At 71.7% G+C, this 16,478-nt stretch carries 14 protein-coding genes; 3 read left to right on the top strand and 11 right to left on the bottom strand.

Going from position 1 to position 16,478, the window contains the following annotated elements; all coding sequences use genetic code 11:
* Positions 1–82: 82 nt before the first annotated feature.
* On the top strand, positions 83–1,150 hold the full coding sequence (locus ACRAKF_RS30935) for a hypothetical protein (RefSeq protein ID WP_447040915.1): 1,068 nt from the start codon (positions 83–85) through the stop codon (positions 1,148–1,150).
* Positions 1,151–1,206: 56 nt separating this feature from the next.
* Entirely contained in the window at positions 1,207–1,812 is a 606-nt protein-coding gene (locus ACRAKF_RS30930; RefSeq protein ID WP_447040914.1) for a GNAT family N-acetyltransferase, read from the top strand.
* On the opposite strand, the gene ACRAKF_RS30925 is transcribed toward ACRAKF_RS30930, so the two are convergent.
* From ACRAKF_RS30925 to ACRAKF_RS30915, 3 genes are all read right to left on the bottom strand, one after another.
* The gene (locus ACRAKF_RS30925) at positions 1,802–3,445 is read right to left on the bottom strand and encodes an AMP-binding protein (RefSeq protein WP_447040912.1); all 1,644 of its coding nucleotides are present in this window, start codon (positions 3,443–3,445) and stop codon (positions 1,802–1,804) included. The genes ACRAKF_RS30930 and ACRAKF_RS30925 overlap by 11 nt on opposite strands.
* Positions 3,442–3,564 (bottom strand): hypothetical protein, encoded by a 123-nt coding sequence (locus ACRAKF_RS30920; protein WP_447040910.1) that lies wholly within the window; start codon positions 3,562–3,564, stop codon positions 3,442–3,444. Before ACRAKF_RS30920 ends, ACRAKF_RS30925 begins: the two co-directional genes overlap by 4 nt.
* Positions 3,565–4,033: 469 nt before the next feature.
* Complete coding sequence (locus ACRAKF_RS30915; RefSeq protein ID WP_447040909.1) at positions 4,034–5,839, bottom strand: AMP-binding protein; 1,806 nt, start codon at positions 5,837–5,839, stop codon at positions 4,034–4,036.
* 154 nt (positions 5,840–5,993) lie between these two features.
* Between ACRAKF_RS30915 and ACRAKF_RS30910 the strand changes: the two genes are divergently transcribed.
* Positions 5,994–6,836: a response regulator transcription factor gene (locus ACRAKF_RS30910; protein WP_447040908.1), complete on the top strand. Its 843-nt coding sequence runs from the start codon at positions 5,994–5,996 to the stop codon at positions 6,834–6,836.
* Positions 6,837–6,864: 28 nt separating this feature from the next.
* On the opposite strand, the gene ACRAKF_RS30905 is transcribed toward ACRAKF_RS30910, so the two are convergent.
* The 8 genes from ACRAKF_RS30905 to ACRAKF_RS30870 form a co-directional block, all read right to left on the bottom strand.
* On the bottom strand, positions 6,865–7,578 hold the full coding sequence (locus ACRAKF_RS30905) for an alpha/beta fold hydrolase (RefSeq protein WP_447040907.1): 714 nt from the start codon (positions 7,576–7,578) through the stop codon (positions 6,865–6,867).
* Positions 7,579–7,626: 48 nt separating this feature from the next.
* Positions 7,627–8,517, bottom strand: coding sequence for a helix-turn-helix domain-containing protein (locus tag ACRAKF_RS30900; protein WP_447040906.1), 891 nt, complete (start codon positions 8,515–8,517; stop codon positions 7,627–7,629).
* Positions 8,518–8,579: 62 nt separating this feature from the next.
* On the bottom strand, positions 8,580–9,431 hold the full coding sequence (locus tag ACRAKF_RS30895; RefSeq protein ID WP_447040904.1) for an alpha/beta fold hydrolase: 852 nt from the start codon (positions 9,429–9,431) through the stop codon (positions 8,580–8,582).
* 153 nt (positions 9,432–9,584) lie between these two features.
* Positions 9,585–10,832 (bottom strand): PucR family transcriptional regulator, encoded by a 1,248-nt coding sequence (locus ACRAKF_RS30890; protein WP_447040902.1) that lies wholly within the window; start codon positions 10,830–10,832, stop codon positions 9,585–9,587.
* 137 nt (positions 10,833–10,969) lie between these two features.
* The gene (locus ACRAKF_RS30885; protein ID WP_447040900.1) at positions 10,970–13,756 is read right to left on the bottom strand and encodes an AAA family ATPase; all 2,787 of its coding nucleotides are present in this window, start codon (positions 13,754–13,756) and stop codon (positions 10,970–10,972) included.
* Positions 13,757–13,826: 70 nt separating this feature from the next.
* Positions 13,827–14,441: an FMN reductase gene (locus tag ACRAKF_RS30880; protein ID WP_447040898.1), complete on the bottom strand. Its 615-nt coding sequence runs from the start codon at positions 14,439–14,441 to the stop codon at positions 13,827–13,829.
* Positions 14,438–15,523 (bottom strand): LLM class flavin-dependent oxidoreductase, encoded by a 1,086-nt coding sequence (locus ACRAKF_RS30875; RefSeq protein WP_447040897.1) that lies wholly within the window; start codon positions 15,521–15,523, stop codon positions 14,438–14,440. Before ACRAKF_RS30875 ends, ACRAKF_RS30880 begins: the two co-directional genes overlap by 4 nt.
* 39 nt (positions 15,524–15,562) lie before the next feature.
* Positions 15,563–16,399 carry an alpha/beta fold hydrolase gene (locus ACRAKF_RS30870; protein ID WP_447040895.1) on the bottom strand — a complete coding sequence of 279 codons (837 nt, stop codon included), beginning with the start codon at positions 16,397–16,399 and terminating at the stop codon, positions 15,563–15,565.
* Between the last annotated feature and the right edge of the window lie 79 nt (positions 16,400–16,478).

Raw genomic sequence — 16,478 nt, 5'->3', positions numbered from 1 at the left:
TGGCGTTCCGGTGCGGTGCCCGGGCTGCCGGCGCGAGCACCTGTACGAGGCCCCGCCCCTCCCCTGCGCCTGCGGAGCGCCCGTGTCACCGCCGGTGGCCCGCGGGGCACCGCTGACGCCGGTCACCGACCGGAGCTGGGCGGACGAGTGGGTCACGGTCCGCTGCTGGGCCTGCGGCCGCCAGGGACAGTGGCCACAGCCGGAACTGGACTGCGACTGCGGGCGCGTCCTGCGGGTGCCGGTGATACCGGCCCTGAGGGCTCCGGGGCGCGCCGGCGATCCGGGGCACCCCAGCGGCCTGGGGCACGCCGGCGGTCCGGGGCGCTCCAGCGGTCCGGGGCGCTCCAGCCGTCCGGGGCATGCCAGCGCTCCCGGGGAGGAGTTGCCGCCGGGAGTCGAGGAGGCCGCTGTGGGGTCTGCTGGCGGGGCCGCCGCGGGGTCTGCCGAGGAGACCGCGGCGGGGTCTGTCGAGGGGAGTGCCGGCGAGGGCGCTGTGGGGTCTGCCGACAAGGCCACCGCGGGGCCTGCCGCCGAGACTGCCGCGGGGCCTGCCGACAAGGCCACCGTGAGGCCCTCTGACGAGGCCACCGCGGGGCCTGCCGCCGAGACTGCCGCGGGGCCTGCCGACAAGGCCACCGTGAGGCCCTCTGACGAGGCCGCCGAGGGACCTGTCGGCGAGGCCGCCGGGGCGCCGGCCGAAGCTGTGCGTCCCGTTGCGCCCGCCCATATCCCGCTTCCCCGCACAGCCCCGCGCCCCCGCCCCGCCTTCCGGCCCCTGCCCGTCCGGGACGCCCGCGACGCGGTCGCCGTCAGCGCGCTGTACCTGCGCTGGCTCGGCTACTCCGACACCCGCAGCACCCCCCGCGCCCGGCCCTCGGCGGTGCGCATCACCGCGCGCGGCATGCTGGCCCAGGTGGATCCGGCCCTGCGGCGCACCACCCCTCGCGACATCGAGTGCCTGTGGCTCACGGCCATGACAGGCCCCTCCGAGACGCCGCTCGCCTGCGCCTTCTTCTCCCTCGCCGGATATACGGACACCGCCCGCGCCCGCGCGGACACCCTAGGCGTGCCGCTGTTCACGCTGGACCTCACGGGAACCCCGCAGCCGGTCAACGGCGCGGCGGACGAGCTGGTGGCCACGGGCGCGTGAGCGCGCGGCCGTCCGCCAGGGCCACCCTGCCCGTGCCGGCACGAAATACTCACCCCATGCCGACCCGCACCCACATCCACACCCACATCCGCATCCGCCCCGCCGCCACCTCCGACCTCCCCTCGCTCCAGGACATCGAGCGCGCCGCGGGGGAACCGTTCCGCGCGCTCGGCATGGCGGCCATCGCGGACGACGAGCCGCCGACGGTCGAGGAGTTGGAGCGATTCCGCGCGGCGGGCCGGGCCTGGGTGGCCGTGGACGTCGACGATGGCGGTGACGACGGCAGCGGCGGGACGCCCATCGCGTACGTCATCAGCGAGACGCTGGACAGCCGAAGTGAACACATCGAGCAGGTCTCCGTGCACCCCCGTGCCGCCCGCCGCGGCGTCGGCCGTGCCCTGATCGAGCATGTGGCGGCCCTGGCCCGCGCACAGGGCAGGACCGCGCTCACCCTCACCACGTTCACCGACGTCCCCTGGAACGCCCCGTACTACGCCCGCATCGGCTTCCGTCCGCTCCCGGAAGCGGAACTCACCCCGGCGCTCCGCGCCATCCGCGCGCACGAGGCGGAGCTCGGCCTCGACCAGTGGCCCCGCCTCTGCATGCGCCGCGACCTCACAGAAGGAGAACTCACGCCCGGACCGGGCGGAGTCACTCGCTGAACCGCTCCCTGAGCTCGACCTTGCGCACCTTCCCCGAGACCGTCATGGGGAAGGACTCCAGGATGCGCAGCGCCGCCGGGATCTTGTAGTGGGCCAACTTCCCCCGGCAGTAGCCCTGGAGCTCCTCCAGGGTCAGCGTGCCGCCGGGTTCGCGCAGGATCACGCAGGCGAGGGGCACCTCCCCGTACCGCTCGTCGGGGACGCCCACCACCTGGACGTCGGCGATCTCCGGATGGCCGTACAGGAACTCCTCGATCTCGCGCGGGTACACGTTCTCGCCACCCCTGATGATCATGTCCTTGATGCGGCCGACGATCTGGACGTACCCGTCCTCGCGCATGACCGCGAGGTCACCGGTGTGCATCCAGCGGCCCGCGTCGATGACCTCGGCGGTGCGTGCCGGTTCGTTCCAGTAGCCGAGCATGACGCCGTACCCGCGGGTGCACAGCTCCCCGGAGGCGCCGCGCGGCAGGGTGACGCCGGTCGCCGGGTCGACGACCTTCACCTCGATGTGCGGCAGTACCCGGCCGACCGTGCCCGTGCGGCGCTCCAGGTCGTCGTCGCGGCGCGTCTGGGTGGAGACGGGCGAGGTCTCGGTCATCCCGTAGCAGATGGAGACCTCCGCCATGTGCATCTCTGCGACCACCCGTTTCATCACCTCGACGGGACAGGGCGAGCCCGCCATGATGCCGGTGCGCAGTGAACTCAGGTCGTACGTGGCGAAGTCGGCGAGGTTCAGCTCCGCGATGAACATGGTCGGCACGCCGTACAGCGAGGTGCATCGCTCCCGCTCGACGGCGCGCAGCGTGGCCACGGGGTCGAAGGCCGGGGCGGGGATGACGATGCACGCGCCGTGGGAGGTGATGCCGAGGTTTCCCATCACCATGCCGAAACAGTGGTAGAAGGGCACGGGCAGACAGACGCGGTCCTGCTCGGTGTAGCCGACGGTGCGGCCCACCCAGTAGCCGTTGTTCAGGATGTTGTGGTGGGAGAGCGTGGCCCCTTTGGGGAAGCCGGTGGTTCCCGAGGTGTACTGAATGTTGACGGGGTCGTCGCATCTCAACTCCGCCTCACGCGCGAGGAGTTGCTCCGCCCCGACCGAGTCGGCGGCGCCCAGGAGCTCGTCCCACGAACGGTCCCCGATGTAGTGGACGGCGCGCAGCTCGGGGCAGCGGGGCCGCACCTCGTCGACGAGCGCGCGGTAGTCGCTGCTCTTGTGCGCCTGCGAGGCGACCAGGAGGGAGACCCCTGACTGGTTGAGCACGAACTCCAGCTCGTGGGCCCGGTAGGCCGGGTTGATGTTCACCATGATGGCGCCGATCCGCGCGGTGGCGTACTGCACGAGCACCCACTCGGCACAGTTCACCGCCCAGATCCCGACCCGGTCCCCCTTGGCGACCCCGGACCCGAGGAAGCCACGCGCGAGCCGCGCGACGGCGGCACCGAACTCGGCGTACGTCCAGCGGGCACCCGCCGCTACGTCCACGAGGGCGTCGCGGTCGGGCCAGGCGGCGATGGCCCGGTCGAGATTGCGCCCGATGGTGTCACCTAGGAGCGGGGTGCCGCTGGTGCCGTGGGCATACGAGAGCGGAGTTGCCCCGCTGTCTTCATCGGCGTACGGGTGTGCGCTCACCGGAAGTCCTCCTCGCGGCACCCCGCGCCCGAGCCCACGGCGGTCGCCTCGTACTGCTCGCACTGCAGGAGGGCGTTCTCCGTGAACCGCGCACCCGGCATCCCTGCCAACACATCCATGAGCCGCTCCCAAAACCCCTGTCGAAGCCACCGACGCCACCGAGCCTTTGTGAAGCACGGCGTCAAGTGTGACCCGCCGGTCAGCGCCGCGTCGACCCTCACGCACCTGAAGGAGCGACGTGACCTGCGACCATGCCCCATCCGAAAACGGGGCAGGCATGTTTACGTCGCGGTGGCCCGTGCTCGAACCGGCACCAGGCCGTCACCCATAACCCTGAACGAAGGTTGCCCATGAACAGGGAACTCGAGACGTTCATCAAGGTGTACCTCACTATGGAGCAAGCTCGTGACTCGACTTACGGATATCGAGTTCGCCAACGAGGAGTCCCTGTATGACTATCTCCAGAAGATGTATCAGCATCTTTTCGAAGGCGGCGAGCAGCAACCCGCCCCACCCATGCGCCCTGGAAGTCACCCGTAGGACCGGACCTTGGCGGTCCTCAGGCCGACGGCTGACGCGCTGATGAATTCAGCTCTTGCCGTGCTCCAGCCACTCGTCCCCTGACCCCTCCGCCGTCCGTTGCCGTAGGTCGACTCGTCGGATCTTTCCTGAGATCGTCTTGGGTAGTTCCTTCGTGAACTCGATGCGGCGCAGGCGCTTGTAGGGGGCCAGCACCGAACGGGTGTACTCGAAGATCGCCTCTGCCGTTTCCTCGCCCGGCGACCAGCCCTGCGTCAGCACGACGTACGCCTTGGGGACGGCCAGCCGCACGGCGTCCGGTGCGGGGACGACGGCCGCCTCCGCCACTGCCTCGTGTTCCAGGAGGGCGCTTTCCAGTTCGAACGGGGAGATCTTGTAGTCGGAGGCCTTGAAGACGTCGTCGGACCGGCCCACGTAGGTGATGTAGCCCTCGGCGTCGCGCGAACCGATGTCGCCCGTGCGGTAGTAGCCGCCCGTCATGGCCTCGGCCGTGCGCTCGGGGTCGCCGTGGTAGCCGGCCATCAGGCCGACGGGGTCCTTGCCGAGGTCGAGGGAGATCTCGCCCTCGGCGGCGGCGCCGGCGGCGTCGGGCCCGTCGGCCACCGGCTGTCCCGTCACCGGGTCGAGGAGTACGACGGTGTAGCCGGGCGTCGGGCGGCCCATGGAACCCGGCTTCAGCGGCTGGCCGGGTGAGTTGGCGACCTGTACGGCGGTCTCGGTCTGCCCGAAGCCGTCGCGGATGGTGACGCCCCAGTCGCGCCGCACCTGCTCGATGACCTCGGGGTTCAGCGGCTCACCCGCGGCGACGACCTCGCGCGGCGGGGTGCGGAGCTGGGTCAGGTCGGCCTGGATCAGCATGCGCCACACGGTGGGCGGCGCGCAGAACGAGGTGACTCCGGCGCGGTCCATCTCCGCCATGAGCCGTCCCGCGTCGAAGCGGGAGTAGTTGTGGATGAAGACCGTGGCCTCGGCGTTCCACGGGGCGAACAGGTTCGACCAGGCGTGCTTGGCCCAGCCGGGCGAGGAGATGTTGAGGTGGACGTCACCGGGTTTGAGGCCGATCCAGTACATCGTCGCCAAGTGGCCCACCGGGTAGGACACGTGGGTGTGCTCGACGAGCTTCGGGCGGGCGGTGGTGCCGGAGGTGAAGTAGAGCATCAGGGGGTCGTCGGCTCGGGTGATGCCGTCGGGCTCGAAGACGGTCGGTGCGTCGGCCACGCCTTCGTAAGGTTTCCAGCCGGGGCCAGGGCCAGGGCCGGGGCTGGTGCCGGTACCTGTGCCGGGGCCAGTGTTCGGTTCCTGGTCGTACGGGCGGCGCCGGCCCGCGTTCCGGCCGCTCGCGGTGCCGACCGCGATGCGTGTGTAGTCGCCGGGCACGTCGTCGAACTTCTCCGTGTCCTCGGCGCGTACGACGACGTGGCGGGCCCGGCCGCGGTCGATGCGGTCGCGGAGGTCGACGGGGCCGAGCAGCGGGGTCGCCGGGATGACGACGGCGCGCAGCTTCATCGCGGCGAGGGCGATCTCCCACAGCTCGGACTGGTTGCCGAGCATCACCAGGATGCGGTCGCCGGCCCGTACGCCTCGCTCGCGCAGCCAGTTGGCGGCCTGGTTAGAGCGGGTGAACAGGTGTGCGAAGGAGTGGCGGGCCTCGGTGCCGTCCTCCTCGACGATGTGCAGCGCGGTCTTCTCGTTGCCCTCCGCGATGGCGTCGAACCAGTCGAGCGCCCAGTTGAACCGCTCGGGCCGCGGCCAGGCGAAGCCCTCGTATGCGGCGGCGTAGTCCTCTCGGTGCCGCAGCAAGAAGTCCCGTGCGGTACGGAACTGCTCCGTGGCGCTGGTCCCGGTCGTCGTCATGCGCACCCCTGCTCGATTCCGTGGCTCGTACTGCTGTGCTTTTGCTGTGGCGGCTCTGCCGTACTCATTGCCGGACGCTGTGGGACATCGTGTAATTCGAGACGCGGTCCCACCACCCCCGAACGGGGGTGTCGCGAGGTGAAAGGGCGGGCGCGTGGCGGCTGACGGCGGCGAGACGGTGGAGATACGGACCGCTCTGCTGCGGCTGCGCCGGGCCACGGGCATTCCGGTGGCCTTCGGCGGACTGCTCGAAGGGCAGCGGCACGTGCGGATCGCGGAGCTGAGCGGCACGGGGACGCGGGCGCTGTGCGGGCTCGCGGTCTCCTCGGGCAATGGCCTCGGCGGCAAGGCGATCGCCCTGTCCCGGCCGTGCGCCGTCACCGACTACAGCGAATCCCGGCACATCAGCCACGAGTACGACGCGGCGGTCGAGGCCGAGGGCCTGCGGTCGGTGCTCGCGGTGCCAGTGGTCGTACGACGGCGGGTGCGGGGCGTTCTGTACGGGGCGTTGCGGACCGCTCAGCCGCTCGGTGACCGGGCCCTGTCGGCGGCGGTGGCGGCGGCGCGGGACGTGGAGCAGGCGCTGGTCGTCCGCGACGAGGTGCGGTCGCTGCTCGTGGCCGCGCGGGAGCCGGTGGCGGGCCCCGGGGCCTGGGAGCAGGTCCGCGAGGCGCACGGCGCGCTGCGTGGCCTGGCCCCGCGGATCACGGACCCGGCGCTGCGGGCGGAGCTGCTTGCGGTGTGCGGCCGCCTGGAGTCGGCGAGGGCGGTGCCGGACGGTGGTGGCGAGCGGTCCCGCCCGGTCCGGCTGGCGCCCCGGGAGGTGGACGTCCTGGCCTGTGTCGCCGCGGGCGTCACGAACGCGACGGCGGCGGAACGGCTCGGCCTGCGGCCGGAGACGGTCAAGGGCTACCTGCGCTCGGCCATGCGGAAACTGGGCACGCATACGCGGCTCGAAGCGGTGGTGGCGGCGCGGCGGGCGGGGCTGTTGCCTTAGCGGGGGGCCGGGCGGACCACTTCAGCTGTCAGCTCGTCGCACAGACCGCGTCCCTGATCAGGTCGGCGACCCGGGTGGGCTCGGAGAGGGCGACGGCGTGCGAGGCGTCCGGAAGTTCGACGACTACGGCGCCGGCCCGTGCGGCGCCGAAGCGCTGGACCTCGGGGCTGATCGTGCGGTCCGCCCCGGTCACCAGGGCCCAGGACGGTTTGGTCCGCCACGCCGCCGCGGACGCGGTCTCCGTGAAGGCGGCCGTGGCGAGCGGGCGTTGGGCCGCTGCCAGGACGGCGGCGACGCTCTCGGGCACGTCCGCCGCGAACACGGAGGGAAAGGCTGTCTCCTCGATGGTGACCTCGACCCCGGAGTCGCCGTCGAGGAGCGGGTAGGTCCACGCCTTCAGGCTGGCCGTCAGCGGGGACTCGGGAAAGCCTTCTTGGAGCTGGCCGAGGCTCTCCCCCTCGTGGGGCACGTAGGCGGCCACGTATACGAGCCCCACGACGTTCTCCGCGGCGCCGGCCACGGTGATCAGCGCACCGCCGTACGAGTGGCCGACGAGTACGGCGGGACCTTCGACCTGGGCCAGGACGGAGGCGAGGTAGGCGGCGTCCGAGGCCAGGCCCCGCAGCGGATTCGACGGGGCGATCACCGGGATACCGCTGTGCCGCAGTTCCGAGATGACGCCTATCCAGCCTGTCGCGTCGGTGAAGGCACCGTGCACGAGGACGACGGTGGGGTTGGTCATGCGAGTTCTCTTCTCGGTGTCGGGCCACGTGTGGGGCGTCGTCACGCCTCAGCGCCTTCGCTCGTCCTGGGCGCCGGCAGGCGTCGTGAAGGCCGAGGTCGCCAGCGCCTGCCATTCGCTGGGACTCATGCCGTAGGCCCCGCGGAACGTGCGGCTGAAGTGCGAGGGGCTGCTGAAGCCCCAGCGGTGTGCCACCGCGGCCATGGTGATCCTCCGGTTGGAGCGGCCCAGTTCGAGCCGGCAGAACTCGAGCCTGCGCCGCCGCACCCAGTGGCTCACCGTGCTGCCGTCGTTCTGGAAGAGTTTTTGCAGGTACCGGACGGAGATGTGGTGGGCGCGTGCGATCGACTCCGGGGAGAGGTCCGGGTCCATCAGATGTTCTTCGATGTAGCCGTGGATACGGGACAGCATCTCGTTGCCGGCCCCGGACGCGTCCTCGGCCTCGCCCGTCGTCTCCGCTTCGAGGAGCTCCATCACCAGGACGGAGAGGAGGTGAACGGCCGTCCGGGCGCGCCGGTCCCCGATCGTGGAGCGGCGGAACTCGGCCTTGGCGGCGAGCGCGGTCAGGAAGTCGGACGCCAGCGCCCCGATCCCCTCCCCGCCGCGCACGGGTACGCCGAGCACCTGGTTCAGTTCCGGCTCCGTGACGCCCAGATAGCAGCGAGGCACCCGGAAGAAGATCATCCGGCAGTCCTCGCCGAACCGCAGCAGGTGCTGTCGGGCCGGGTCGCAGAAGACCAGGTCGTTCGGCTCCAGCAGGGTCTCGGTACGCCCGTGGACGACGGTGACGGGCCCGCGGACATGGACGCCGAGGTAGACATGGTTCCGGTCGTTCGTCTCCGGCATCTCGGAGAGCATCTGGACCAGCCACCCCGAGCGGGGGGAGGGCGAGGCGGGATCGGGCGCTTGTCGGGGCGACCGTTCGGGCACACGAGACATCAGTGTGAGGGTCATGGGGGTCCTAGCCGTAGGTGCGTGGTACGTGCGGGCGGAGGGCGGACTCACACCCCGTTCGCCGTCTCCTCGGCCAGGAACTTCTCCAGCACGGCATTGAAGGCCGGCGGGTTCTCCAGGAAGGGGAAGTGCGAGCTCGCCACGTCGGTGGTGAAGACGTGCAGGCGTGCGCCGGGAATCCGCTCGGCGACGAAGCGCTGGGAGTCGGGGTGCACATGGCTTCCCTCGCAGCCGATCACCAGGGTCGGCACATCGATCCGGGGAAGCACGTCGCGCCAGTCCTGCGCGCAGTGGTCGAACAGCAGCGGTACGCCCGCGTAGGCGGGTGTCGACCGGATCTCCTCGTCGACGAAGGCGAGCACCTCGGGGTCGGGCTCGCCGGAGAACATGCCGCGCACGAATTCGGCGCGGACCGTGTCACCCTCCGGCCCCGCGAGGGACGCGCACAGGTACAACAGCCCCGACACATCGAAGATGGCACCGGAGTCCCGCTGTTCCCGCTCGGTCGTCCAGGGCACGGCGGCGACCGCCGCGGGCTGGTCGACGGCGACGAAGCGCCGGATCCGTCCGGTCCCGTACTGGTCGATGAAGCTCCACCACACCGAGACACCCATGGACCAGCCCAGGGCGTCGAAACGGTCGAGACCGAGATGTTCGACGAGTTCGGACACATCGCGGGAGAGCCGGGCGATGCGGTAGCCGTGCCGCGGCTTGCCGGACTTCCCGTGGCCGCGGAGGTCGACGGTGACGACGCGGCGGCCGGGCGCCAGCCCCTCGACCTGGTGGCGGAACATCGCCTGCGTCTGCCCCCAGCCGTGCAGCATCACCAGCGGGACGCCCGCGCCGCCGGTGTCCTGGTACGCGAGCCGTGCGCCGTCCGTCGTGATCAGTTCCTTCATGACCTCTCCCCTGGTCAGAGGCGGCACATCGGTACCCGCCCGTCTCTCACATCATCGAATGGGGCAGGCCGCCCGCACCACCGCGAGCTGTAGGAATCGAGGCGTGAATCCTTCTCGCTTTGTCGAAGTCGCGTCGCCGGAGCGCGTCCGTGGTCAGACGGCCCCGTCGGCGCCCGGGGCGAGGAGTTCCTCGATCCTGAGGCCGAGGTGCAGCGTGAGCCGGTGGGCGCCTTCGTCGAGGTCGAGTCCGGTGATCTCCTGGATCTGGCGCAGGCGGTAGTAGAGCGAGGTGCGGTGGATTCCCAGCGCGTCCGCGGTCCGGGGTATCGATCCCGCGTGTTCGAGGAAGCAGCGCAGGGTGTCCCGCAGGCGGTCGCCGCCATGAGTGCCGCTCAGGACACGGAGCGGCTTCGGGATCAAGGACGCGTTCAGGGCGTGCTCGGGGAGCTGGAGCAGCACCGCGAACTCCCCGAGCAGCTCCCAGTCACCGGCGCTCTTCAGGGTGGGCAGCCGGCGCGCCGCGCGTGCCGCCACGAGCGCCTGCTCGTACGACGTCCAGGCGTCGTCCAGGCCGGCGTGCCGGCCGCCGACGCCGATCACGGCGTCCGCCGAGGGGCCGATGAAGGTGCGGAGTTCGTCCAGGATGCGGGCGGACTGAGCGGTGACCTCGTCCTGGCCGGGTGGGCGGTCGCGCAGCTGGAGCAGTGTCGCCCGCTCCTTGTCGACCGCGATGAGGCCCTGGGCCGAACGTGTCTGCCGGAACCCCTCCAGAGCTCCCCACAGGGCCGCCTCGCACTGCCGGACGAGGTCCGTCGCGCAGCTCAGCCGGACGATGGTGACCATGACGTGCTCGGCCGCTCCGAGCAGTCCGAGCTCCTTGCCCCGCCGCCGTGCGGTGGTACGGGCGGCGGCGTCGGTGCCGACGAGTTCGAGGACGAGGTCCCGCTCGTCGGCCTTCCGGGTGTCGCCGGCGATGTGTTCTCCGTGCATCTGGGCGGCCATGGCGTCCGCGGACCGGGCGATGGCACGTGTCTCGTCGTCCGTGAGCGTCTTCCCGGGCACGACCACCATGAGCAGTCCGAGGAGATGCCCGCGCTCGCGCAGGGGCACCACGTAGCGGGGCAGCAGTCCGAGGTCGTCGCGGCCGTCGATGAATCCGGCCCGGGACCACTGGGTCACGCCCTGGGCGAGGACGTACCGGATGGTCGCGTTGTCGGCGCGGCCCTGCAACAGGGTGCCGATGCGGACCCGGTCCTCGTCGCCGAAGTGGCGGCTCGTGCAGACCATGCGGACCAGCGGGTCGTCGACGGCGACGGACCGGCCGAGCCGCTCCGCGAGCTCGTCGACGAGCGCCTGGAGCTCGGGGCTTCCTGGGCGGGCTCGCTGGAGCCTTGCGGTCATACGCTGTTCCTCTCTCGACCAACGTTCCCCGCGGGCTACTCCATGTCCGCGGCTCTTGATCAGTCTGAGGAAGCGACGGCGTCGGCACATCACACGAATCGTGCATTGTCATGACGCCCGCAGGGGATACGAAGCGACTACTCTCCGCTGTCGCGCTTCTTCACCAGCCGGGTCAGCGCCCCGCGCGAGGTGATGTCCAGCTTGGTGAAGGCCCGGCGCAGGTGCGAACCCACCGTGTGCGGCGAGAGGGAGAGCTGCTCGGCCACCTGTTGGTTGGTCAGCCCGCGGGCCACGAGCCGTACCACCCGTATCTCCGCGGCCGTCAGCTCGGGCCACGCGCCGGAGAGTCCGGCCGTCGAGGGCCGGCGGCGGACACCGGCCGCCCGGAGGCGCCGGCGGACGCGTGCGACGTCCCGCTCGGCGCCCGCTCGCGCGTAGAGCGCGAGGGCCGCCTCGAAGTACGGCACCGCTTCGGACCTGCGGGTGGCCGCCAGTTTGCGTCCGGCGTCCTCCAGTGCCGACGCCCGGGCCAACGGCCGGGGGCAGTCCTCGTACAGCCGGACGGCGCGTACGAGAGGGGCGAGGTCGTTGTCCAGGAGCCCGCGGGCGTGCGCGGCGGTGGCGGCGAGCAGCGTGAGGCCGGGGTTGAGCGCGGCCATGCGCTCGGCGAGGGTCACCGCCTGCGCGGCCCGTTCGTGCGCGCCGGCACGCAGCGCAAGGCGGACGAGGACCGGGGCGTCGGCGGGGTCGACCAAGCCGGCGTAGGCCGGCCGGTCCGCGGCGGGTGACGTCATCGTCTCGTCGAGTTCGGCCATGGCACGGTCGGGCCGGCCTTCGAAGTCGGCCATCAGTGCCAGCATCCAGGAGCCGAAGTGCCGGACGACGGGCGCGTCGTCGCTCCGCATGCGCCGCGCCTGCGCCGCGTACGCCCGTGCGGTCCGCCGGTCGCCGGTGTGGAGGGCGACGCGCATCATCACGTACCGGAGCGTGACATCGGCGAGGTTGCCGGGGCCGGGATCGTCGGCTGTCGCGGACGCGGCTTCGGCGTCCGCCCGGGCGTCCGCCAGCCGTCCGGCCTCCAGAAGGATGCGGGACCGGGTCATGAGCCACATACGGGTGGCCGCCGTCCGGCCCTGCTCCCCGGTGATCCGGATGCCGTCCTCCGCGGCGGCGAGCGCCTGCCCCGAGCGTCCGGTGGTGTTCGACAGGAGAGCGTGCCACAAGGCCTCGGGGACCCACAGCGAGGTGCTGACGCCCAGGGCGTCGGCCAGCGCGGCGGCCCGCTCGGCCTGGCGGAACGCCTCGGTCAAGTCCATGCGGTGGAAACTCGCGGCCGAGCGGACCGTCGTCAGCGTGGCCTCGGCGGACCGGTCCCCCGCTGCCGCCGCGGTCTCCCACGCCTGCGCGGCGACCTGTTCGGCCGCCGCGTGCTCGCCCGACATCGACAGGCCCACGGCGAGCATGGCGAGCAGCCGTCCCCTGACGTCCACGGGGGTCCCGGGCAGTGCCGCCCCCGCGCGGGCCTGCCGGATCGCCTCGGAGAAGTCGAACGGTACGGCGAGGCGTGCCAGGGCGAGGCGTATGCGCGCCTCGTCCTCCGGTCGGAGACCGCCGGTCGCCAGGGTGGCGGCTCCCAGCTCACGCGCTGGGGCGGCCCGGCCCGTCTGCCAGAGCAGCGGGATCGTCTCGGCGACGATCCGCGGCCGCTCCGGGGCGTCCGCGGTGGTGAGTTCGAGGGCCTTGAGGCTCCGTTCCGCGGCACGTCCCGGAGCGGTGGCCGCGAGTTCCGCCGCCTCGGTACGCAGCCGGCCGGCCTCCATCACGTCTCCCTGCGGCGGCTCGGCGGCCCGGTCGTGCCCGGTCCTTCGCAGGGACAGGGGGAGGCCGACTTCCACGGCCTCGCGGATCAGGTCGTGGCGGAAGGCGAGGTGATCGCCGTCTTCGGCGAGCAGATCGGCGTCGAGGGATTCCCGCACCGCGGTGATGAGGGCCGCCGAGGACCTGCCGAGCCGTTCGGCCAGCAGCGCGATGGTGACCGGGCCGCCCATGGCTGCCACCGCCTGGACCAGCTCCCGTGCCTCGTCGGACAGCTGGTCGAGGCGGCGCACGACCGAGGGGAGCTCCCGTGGGGCGGGGGGTCCGGCCGACAGCCTGGCCGTGCCGTTCTCGATCGTCACCGCCTCCCGCAGCGGGCCGAGCAGCTCGACCAGGAGCTGCGGGACCCCTCCGGCGCGGCGGACGACGCGGAGGACGTCCGGGCCGGGAGCGGCACCGAGGACGTCCTCGGTGATCCCCGCGGTCGCCCGCTCGTCGAGCGTTCCCAGCGCCAGCTCGTGCGCGCCCGCCCGCCGGATCCTGTCCAGGGTCGTGCGCACTCCCGACGGCACGCTGCCACCGCGCACGGCGACCAGCCACAGGATGGCGTGCGAGGAGAGTCCGGCCGCGAGGGTGTTGAAGGTGAGAAGGGTCAGGTCGTCGCACCACTGGAGGTCGTCGAGGACGACGAGCAGGGGGCCGTTCCGGGCCGTCTCCCGCAAGCGGTCCCCCAGTTCCTGGAGCAGCCAGAAGCGCCGGCCGGGTGTCGTGGCGAGGTCCCTGAGGCGGACGGCGCCCGACAGCGGTTCCTCGCCGGAGAGCAGCCCGTCGAGGAGCGGGCCGAGCGGCACGAACGGTTCGCCGGGGGCCGCCGCTCCCTCGAACACCCTCGTTCCGCGCCGCTCGGCGGCTGCCGCGGCCTCCGCGAGGATCCTGGACCTGCCGATGCCGACGGGGCCCTCGACGCGGATGATCCCGCCTTCGCCCCGGTCGAGCGCGTCGAGCCGCGCCTCGATGAACGCCAGTTCGGCGTCCCTGCCGTGGAGGGGAGCCCGTACACGACCGAGGTCGCCGGGCACGGTCCTCGTCGTCTCTCGGTTCACGCTCATACGGCGGAACAGTATGAACCATGCGAGCCCACCACTCCGCCGTGGCCCGGCACCCGGCCACGGGGCCGTCTCAGTCGAAGCGCAGGTCGGCGAGTTGCCTTTCGAGCACGGTGACGTCGTCCTCGGGCTCCCCGCCGGCCGGGCGCGCCGCCATGAGCGTGGCGAGCTCGGCGCCCGCCCGGTGGACGCGGCCGGACAGGCCGTGGGTGTACTCGTCTCCGCCCGAGCCCCAGTCCTCGGAGGCCGCGAACACGGCGGTGGGCACGACGACGGCACGGAGATAGGCGAAGAGCGGGCGTACGGCGTGCTCAAGGACCAGGGAGTGGCGGGTGGTGCCGCCCGTCGCCGCGGTCAGGACCGGCTTCCCGGAGAGGGCGTCCGGATCGATCACGTCGAAGAAGGACTTGAAGAGACCGCTGTAGGAGGCCGCGAACACGGGGGTCACCACGATCAGGCCGTCGGCCGTCGTCACCGTGTCGATCGCGGCGCTCAGCCGCGGCGGCGGAAAGCCGGTCACGAGGTGGTCGGCGATGTTGCCGGCCAGTTCCCGCAACTCCACGACCTCGGTCGACGGCGCCTGCCCCCGGGCGGCGAGTTCGTCGCGGGCCGCCTCGGCCAGCCGGTCCGCGAGCAGGCGGGTGGAGGAGGGGGTGCTCAGCCCCGCGGAGACGACGGTCAGCTTCATGCGGCGGTCACCTCCCGGACGGCTCGCAGGGACGCGTGTGTGGGAGCCTCCGGCACGTCGGCCGGCCGGCCCGCGGCGAATTCCCTCCGCAGCACGGGCACGACCTCTTCGCCGAGGATGTCCAGCTGTTCGAGGACGGTCTTCAGGGGCAGGCCCGCGTGGTCCATCAGGAAAAGCTGGCGCTGATAGTCGCCGACGCTCTCCCGGAACGACAGGGTCCGCTCGATGACCTGCTGGGGAGAGCCCACCGTCAGCGGGGTCTGCTCGGTGAAGTCCTCCAGCGACGGGCCGTGTCCGTACACGGGAGCGTTGTCGAAGTAGGGACGGAACTCGTTCACGGCGTCCTGGGAGTTCTTGCGCATGAAGACCTGTCCGCCCAGGCCGACGACGGCGTCCTCCGGCCGGCCGTGGCCGTGGTGCGCGAACCGGCGCCGGTAGAGCTGCACCATGCGCCTGGTGTGGTCGGCCGGCCAGAAGATGTTGTTGTGGAAGAAGCCGTCGCCGTAGAAGGCGGCCTGCTCCGCTATCTCGGGGGACCTGATGGATCCGTGCCAGACGAAGGGCGGGACGCCGTCCAGGGGCCGGGGTGTCGACGTGAAGGACTGGAGCGGCGTACGGAACGTGCCCTCCCAGTCCACGACGTCCTCGCGCCACAGCCGGCGCAGCAGCGCGTAGTTCTCCCTGGCGAGGTCGAGGCCCCGGCGGATGTCCTGCCCGAACCACGGGTAGACCGGACCGGTGTTGCCGCGCCCCAGCATGAGGTCGACCCGGCCGTCGGCCAGGTGCTGGAGCATCGCGTAGTCCTCGGCGATCTTCACCGGGTCGTTGGTGGTGATCAGCGTCGTGGACGTGGAAAGGATCAGCTTCTCGGTGCGGGCGGCGATGTGGCCGAGCATGGTCGTCGGCGACGACGGGACGAACGGCGGGTTGTGGTGCTCGCCCGTCGCGAAGACGTCGAGGCCGACCTCCTCCGCCTTGAGGGCGATGGCGACCATCGCCTTGATGCGCTCGTGCTCCGACGGGGTGCGACCGTCGGTGGGGTCGGTGGTCACGTCACCGACGGTGAAGATGCCGAACTGCATGGGGTGTCTGCTTTCCTGGGATCGTCTCAACGGGGGGCGTCAGTTCGCCAGGAAGGCGAGGAGGGCGGTGTTGACCTCCTCCGCGTGGGTCCACAGCAGACCGTGCGGGGCGCCCTCGATCTCGACGTACTCGGCCGACGGGAGCGCCTTGTGGAACGGGCGCGCGGTGCCCTCGGCCGGCAGGACGCGGTCGGCCGTGCCGTGCAGGATCAGGGCGGGCACGTCCACGGCGGGGATGTCGGCGCGGAAGTCGGTGTACCAGGTCGCCGGCGCGGCGGACGCGGCGAAGGAGCCGCCGCGGGCCGCGGTGTTCCAGCTGTGGCGGACCGCTTCCTCGCTGATGCGGGTGCCGAGGTTCTCGTCGAGGTTGTAGAAGTCGTTGAAGAAGGCCGTGTAGTAGGCGTAGCGGTCGGCCTTCACGGCGGCGACGATGCCGTCGAAGAACTCCTTCGGGGCGACGCCGTCGGGGTTGTCGTCGCTCTTCAGCAGGCAGGGTTCGAGCGAGGCGAGGAAGGCGACCTTGGCGACGCGGCCGGAGCCGTACGTGGACACATAGCGGGCGACCTCGCCGGTGCCCATGGAGAACCCGACCAGGACGGCGTCCTTCAGGTCGAGGGTCTCAAGGACGGTGTTCAGGTCGCCGGCGAAGGTGTCGTAGTCATAGCCGGTGGTCGGCTGGGAGGACTGCCCGAAACCGCGGCGGTCGTACGTGATCACGCGGTAGCCGGCGTCGAGGAGCGCGGCGCTCTGGCGCTCCCAGGAGTGGCCGTCGAGAGGGAAGCCGTGGATGAGGACAACGGGCTGACCGGCGCCCTGGTCCTCGAAGTACAGCTCGATGGGGTTGGTGTTCTCCTGGCCCACGGTGATGTACGGCATGGATGTTTCCTCGTTTCGGGTCGGCTGGTCCGCGCGTCGGAGCAGCGCGGCATGCCCGTCACGCTAGGACCGGTCCCGC

This window comes from Streptomyces sp. DSM 118878 (assembly GCF_052936595.1).
Note: the sequence above shows the minus strand (reverse complement) of the source record. Positions and strands in the feature narration are given on the sequence as shown.